General features: G+C 76.4%; 4 protein-coding genes. All 4 read right to left on the bottom strand.

Annotated elements, in window-relative coordinates; genetic code table 11:
• Positions 1-3 precede the first annotated feature (3 nt).
• From gntD to OSB71_RS10530, 4 genes are read right to left on the bottom strand one after another with little or no spacing between them, the layout of a single operon-like run.
• Complete coding sequence (gene gntD, locus OSB71_RS10515) at positions 4-987, bottom strand: guanitoxin biosynthesis L-enduracididine beta-hydroxylase GntD (RefSeq protein WP_265946823.1); 984 nt, start codon at positions 985-987, stop codon at positions 4-6.
• Positions 980-1180: an MbtH family protein gene (locus OSB71_RS10520; RefSeq protein ID WP_265946825.1), complete on the bottom strand. Its 201-nt coding sequence runs from the start codon at positions 1178-1180 to the stop codon at positions 980-982. Before OSB71_RS10520 ends, gntD begins: the two co-directional genes overlap by 8 nt.
• A gap of 14 nt (positions 1181-1194) precedes the next feature.
• The gene (locus OSB71_RS10525) at positions 1195-4575 is read right to left on the bottom strand and encodes a non-ribosomal peptide synthetase (RefSeq protein ID WP_265946827.1); all 3381 of its coding nucleotides are present in this window, start codon (positions 4573-4575) and stop codon (positions 1195-1197) included.
• Entirely contained in the window at positions 4572-5390 is an 819-nt protein-coding gene (locus OSB71_RS10530) for a phytanoyl-CoA dioxygenase family protein (RefSeq protein ID WP_265946829.1), read from the bottom strand. Before OSB71_RS10530 ends, OSB71_RS10525 begins: the two co-directional genes overlap by 4 nt.
• Positions 5391-5756: the final 366 nt, after the last annotated feature.

A 5756-nucleotide genomic window follows, 5' to 3' on the forward strand; every position in this document is an offset into this window, starting at 1 on the left:
CCGTCACCGGGCTTCGCCGGTGAGCACCTGACGCGACTCCTTGCTCCACGACGGCCAGCAGTGCCGCAAATCCCGGCTGACCGACGCCCGCTTGAGCCAGCGGTCGCGGCCGTCGTAGCGGGCCCGGAACGGCTTGCGTCCGTGCACCGCGCGGTAGTTGTCCACGAACAGCACCTCGCCGGGGGCCAGCACCACCTGGCGCAGCGCGCCCTCCACGACGGCGTAGAAGTCCCGCAGCGCCGCCGCCGCCCGCTCGTCCTCCGGTTCCTGGAGGTAGTAGGGGTCCACGCGCACGTAGGGCCGGTGGCGCTCGCCCAGCAGCACGGCGCGCGGCTCCGGCTCCCGTCCGGCGACGCCGTGGGACTGGTCGGGCCGCTGCCGGAACCGCTCCTCGAACAGCACGTCGTAGCGGCCGTGCCCGAGGTCCCACTCGGCCGCGCAGCTCACCGTCGTGGCGGCGTTCTGCGGGTTGCGCAGGCACATCAGTCCCACGTAGTCCGGGCGGTGGGCGTGGAAGGCGTCCTCGGTGTGCCACCAGATCGGTTCCTGGCTGGCGAAGTTGATCTGCGCGTTCTCGTACTCGCGCAGCGGCAGCACGTCGTGGACGACGGCGCCGTCCTGCTGGCTGTCCCAGCCGAACAGCTCGCCCAGCGCCGAGCCCAGAAGCGCGAGTTGCATCTCGTGGACGCGGGTGCGCTGCCGGGCGGGGTCGGCGCCCCAGCGGTCGGGCGTGGGGCCGATCGCCGCGTCGTCCACGGACAGGCCGCGCAGCACGGCGTAGGCGGCGCCCTCGTGCTGCCGCATGCCGGTCAGCGCCCGGCGCAGCCGTGCGGGCAGGTCCTCGGCGCGCACCGGTGCCTCGCGGAAGACGGCGTGCGGCCTGGCGGGGTCGGCGTCCCGGGCGAGGTCGAGCGCCAACTCGGTCACCTGCGCGGACTCCCGCGCGTCCAGGGTCAGTTCGAGGCCGGGGGCCGGGTGGTCACGCACCGGGGGCACCGTCCTCCCGCTCGGCGGCGCGCCGGGCTGAGCGCGGACGCAGGTCCGTCCAGTGCTCCTCGATGTAGGCCAGGCACTCCGCCTCGGGGCGGGGCTCCCCGACCACGTGCCACCCCAGCGGCACCTCGCGGTCCGCCGGCCAGATCGAGTACTGCTCCTCGTCGTTCACCACGACGTTGTGCATGAAACGTGCCCTCCTTACTGCGCGGGACCGAGCAGGTCGTCGAAGAGGTCGTCCAGGCGCCGGCCGCCGGACGGCCGCTCGGCCGCCGCGGCGCTTTGGGGCGGTGGCGCACCGGACTCCCGGGCCCGGCGCACGCACGCGGCGAGCCCGGCGGCGGTCGGCCGCCGGAAGAAGTCGCCGAGCGTGAGCGTCACGCCCTGCCGCTCCTGGACGGCCCACAGCGCCTTGGCGGCCAGCAGGGAGTGCCCGCCCAGGGCGAAGAAGTCGTCGTCCCGGCCGACCCGGGGGACCGACAGCGCGTCCGCCAGGACCTCGGCGACCGCCCGTTCCAGGGCGTCGCGCGGCGGGGCGTACCGCCCCTCGGCCCGCACGGTGGCGGCGAAGTCGGGCTCGGGCAGGCGGCGCTGGTCGACCTTGCCGTTGACGGTGAGCGGCAGCCGCTCGACGGTGACGAACGCCGAGGGCACCATGTAGCCGGGCAGCCGCCGCCGCACGAACTCGGCGAGCTCCCCGGCCGCGGGCGGCTCCCCGGCGTGCGGGACGACGTAGGCGACGAGCCGGCGCTCCGCCGAGCGCTCGCCGTGCACGCGCACGAACGCGGAGCGCACGGCGGGGTGGGCGTCCACGGTCGTCCGCACCTCGTCCAGCTCCACCCGGTAGCCGCGGATCTTGACCTGGTCGTCCGCCCGGCCCAGGAACTCCAGCGTGCCGTCGGACAGGTGGCGGGCGATGTCCCCCGTGCGGTACAGGCGGGCTCCGGGCTCGGGGCCGAACGGGTCGGGCGTGAACGCGGCGGCCGTCTGACGGGGCATGCCCAGGTAGCCGTGCGCGAGTCCCCGCCCGCCGAGGTGGACCTCGCCGCGCACGCCGACGGGCACCGGGCGGCCCAGGGCGTCGAGCACGTACACCCGGGTGTTGGCGACGGGCCGCCCGACGGGGACCCATTCCGGCCAGGCCGCCGGGTCCGCGGGCAGCGCGTGGGCGGTGACCACGTGCGTCTCCGAGGGGCCGTACTCGTTGTGCAGCCGCGTGCCGGGCAGGTCCGCGAAGAGCCGGCGCAGGTCGTCGGTGACGACGAGCTGCTCCGACCCGGCGACGACCGTCCGCAGCGCGGTCGGCGGGGTGGCGCCGCCCCGGTGGCCCTCGGCGAGCTGCTGGAGGGCGGCGGCCGGGACGTAGAGCCGCTCCACCCGCTCGCGTCGCAGCAGTTCGGCCAGGCCGTGCACGTCCCGCCGCTGCTCCTCGGTGACGAGCACCAGGGTGCCGCCGGAGCCGAGGGTGGAGAAGATTTCCTGGAAGGAGACGTCAAAGCTGAGCGAGGCGAACTGCAGCGTGCGGTGGCCCGGCTCCCAGGGGCCGTAGCGCTCCAGCGTCCAGGCGACGAGGTTGCTGACGGCCCGGTGCGGCATGAGGATGCCCTTGGGGCGGCCGGTCGACCCGGAGGTGTAGGTGACGTAGGCGACGGGGTCGTGCGGCAGGCCCCGTGGCGCGGCCGGGGCGGCCGGGCCGGAGGCGGCCGGGCCGGGGTCGGGCAGGGCGGTGACGTCGAGGAGCACGGCGTCGGTGTCGGGCACGCCGTCGCGGGTGGCGGGGTCGACCAGCAGCACCGGGGCGCCGGTGTCGGCGAGCACGAGCGCCAGGCGGTCGCGCGGGTGGTCCGGGTCGAGCGCGACGTAGGCGCCCCCGGCCTTCAGCGTGCCGAGCACCGCCGCCAGCATCGCCACGGACCGGCGCACCGCGAGCGCCACGTACGTGCCGTCCGTGACGCCCACGCGGCGGAGGGCGCGGGCCACCGCCTCCGCGCGGGCGTCCAGCTCGGCGTAGGTCACGCGCTGCCCGGCGAACTCGACGGCCACCGCGTCCGGGGTGCGCGCCGCCTGCTTCTCGAACCAGTGGTGCGCCCGGGCCTCGGCTCCCAGATCGCGGGCGGTGTCGTTCCAGGTCCGCACCAGCCGCTCGCGCTCGGCCGGGTCGAGGAGCTCGTGCGCGGAGAGCGGGGCGTCGGGCCGCTCGGCCAGCGCGGCCAGGAGCCGGGCGAGCCGGTCGGCCAGGCGGGCGGCGGTGTCCTCGGTGAAGAGGGCGCCGTCGTACTCCAAGATCAGGGCCGCCCCGTCGGCGTGCCGCGTGAGGAAGAGGGCGAGGTCGAACTTGGCGGTACGGGTGGTCAGCGGCACCGGGGCGCTCCGGAGCCCCGGGAGGTCCAACTCCGGCCCGCCCGCGTCGTCGTCGGCGAACCAGGCGCGGAACAGCGGGTGGCGGGCCCCGGAGCGCTCCGGGCGGAGGGCTTCCACGACGGCGTCGAAGGGCGCGTCGGCGTGCGCGTAGGCGTCCGTGGTCACCGCGCGCGTCCGGGCCAGCAGCGCACGGAAGCCGGGGTCGCCGCCGAGGTCGGGGCGGAGGGCCACGGTGTTGAGGAAGAAGCCCACCATGGCGTGGGTCTCGGCCGGTCCGCGGCGCGCCACGGGAGCGCCGATCACCAGGTCGCTCTGGCCGCTCAGCCGGTGCAGGAACGCGGCCCAGGCCGCGAGCAGCGTCATGAACGGGGTGCAGCCCTCGGCGCGCCCCAGGTCGGTGAGGTCCGCCACGACGCCCGGCGGCACCGGGACGCGCAGCTCGCCCGCGGGCCCGCCCGGGCCACCGCCCTCGCCCCCGCCCGGGGCGTCGGTGGGCAGGTCGACGGTGGTCGGCGCGCCGTCCAGGACACGGCGCCAGTGGTCGACCTGCCCGTCGGCGGCCGCCGAGCGCTCGGCGTCCCACAGGACCCAGTCGAGGTAGCGCGGCCCGCTGGCCGCCGCAGGTCCGGCCTCGCCCCGGTGGGCGGCCGCGTAGAGCGCGGAGAGGTCGCGCGTGAGGACTCCGGCGGACCACTCGTCGAAGACGATGTGGTGCACGACGAGCACGAGCGTCCAGCGACGCTCGTCCAGCCGCAGCAGCCGGGCCCTGGCCACCGGCCCGGCGGCGAGGTCGAAGGGGCGCTCCGTCTCGGCGCGCAGGGCGGCGCGTTCGGCCCGCTCCCGTTCGCCCGCGGGCAGGCCGCCGAGGTCCTCGACGGTGATCTCCGGGAGGTCGGGGAGCACGCACTGCTCCGGCTCCCCGTCGTCGCGGACGCGGAAGACGGTGCGCAGCGCGTCGTGCCGCCGGAAGACCTCTCGCAGCGCGTGGACGAGGGCCGGCTCGTCCAGTGCGCCGTCCAGGCGCCAGGCCAGCGGCACGAGGTAATCGGTGCCGCCCGGGTGCATCCGGTCCAGCAGCCACAGGCGGCGCTGGCCCGGCGCGAGCGGCCCTCGGTCCCGGCCGCGCGGGACGACGCCCGCGGGGTCGCGGGGCGCGGGCAGGCCCCGCCGCTCCAGCAGCTCCCTGATCCGCCGCTCGGCGTCGCCCGGGCGCGCCGTCATACCGGCACGCGGCCGTGTCCGGCCGCGGTGAGCGCGTCGTCGGGCACCGTCCGCAGGGGTGTGAAGTCCCGGCTGGCGACGAAGTGCGGACGGGGTCGGGGCACCTCGCGCAGCCGGTTGCGCACGCTGTTGTAGCTGACCAGCACCAGCGTGCGGTTGTTCGGCGACATGTTCGGCACCGAGCCGTGCAGGATCGCGCTGTGGAAGAGGAGCACCGTGCCCGCCGGGCCCTTGGGGGCCACGATGCCCCGCTCCCGGGTCGCCGCGGCGAGCGCCTCGACCTTCAGCGAGTACTTCAGCTTGGCCGACAGCGTCTGCGACCAGTCCGCGTCCTCGCGGACGGTGACGTCGTGCATCCCGTCCCGGTGGGAGCCGGGCACGAGCATGAGCGGCCCGTTGAACTCGTCGACCGCGTCGAGGAAGACGGCGGCGCTCAGGGCGCGGGGGGCGGGCATGCCGTCCTCGTCGTGCCAGAAGCGGTAGTCCTGGTGCCACTCCCACACCTCACCGACCAGGGCCAGCTTGGCGTTGATCTTGAACTGGTGCACGTACACGTCGTCGCCGAGGAGCCGGCGCGCGGGCTCCACGAGCCGCGGCAGCCGCACCAGGGTCTCGAAGACGGGGTTGGTCTCGTGCACGCCGTGCACGCCGCGCACCACGCCGGTCCCGGCCTCCAGCACCCGGCGGGGCGCTGACTCACCGAACACCAGGGGGAGCTCCCCGCGGAGTCTGTCCAGCTCCGCCCCGTCGAGAAGGCCGGGCAGCAGCAGGTACCCGTCCCGTTCGTACTGCCGGACCTGGTCCTCGGTCAGCATGTGCCAACCCCACCCTTTCGCTTGCGGCTGCCGTCGTCCCCTTCGTGACAGCGGGTTCCACCACCTTCGCCGCCGGCGGAGTCGCGCAGCAGTCCCAGGAACAGGTGACTTGACTGTTCCCCCGAGCGGACATACACCGCGGAACCGCGTCGGACGCCCGGGGGTCCGCGCGCGGCCCGGGCGTCCGGGGCCCGACCCTCCGGGGCCGCGGTGCCGAGCCCGGCCCGCTGCAGGGCCCCCGCGGGGCGCGTCAGGTGCCCCGCGGCCACGGCGGGGCGCGCGGTGGCCCGCCCGAGCGCGGTGGCGCGGTCGCGCCCCGCCGCCGCGGGGGCGGAGGCGGGCGCGGGGGCCGGGCGCGGGTGGGGC

Source organism: Streptomyces marinisediminis, assembly GCF_026262575.1.
Lineage (GTDB): Bacteria > Actinomycetota > Actinomycetes > Streptomycetales > Streptomycetaceae > Streptomyces > Streptomyces marinisediminis.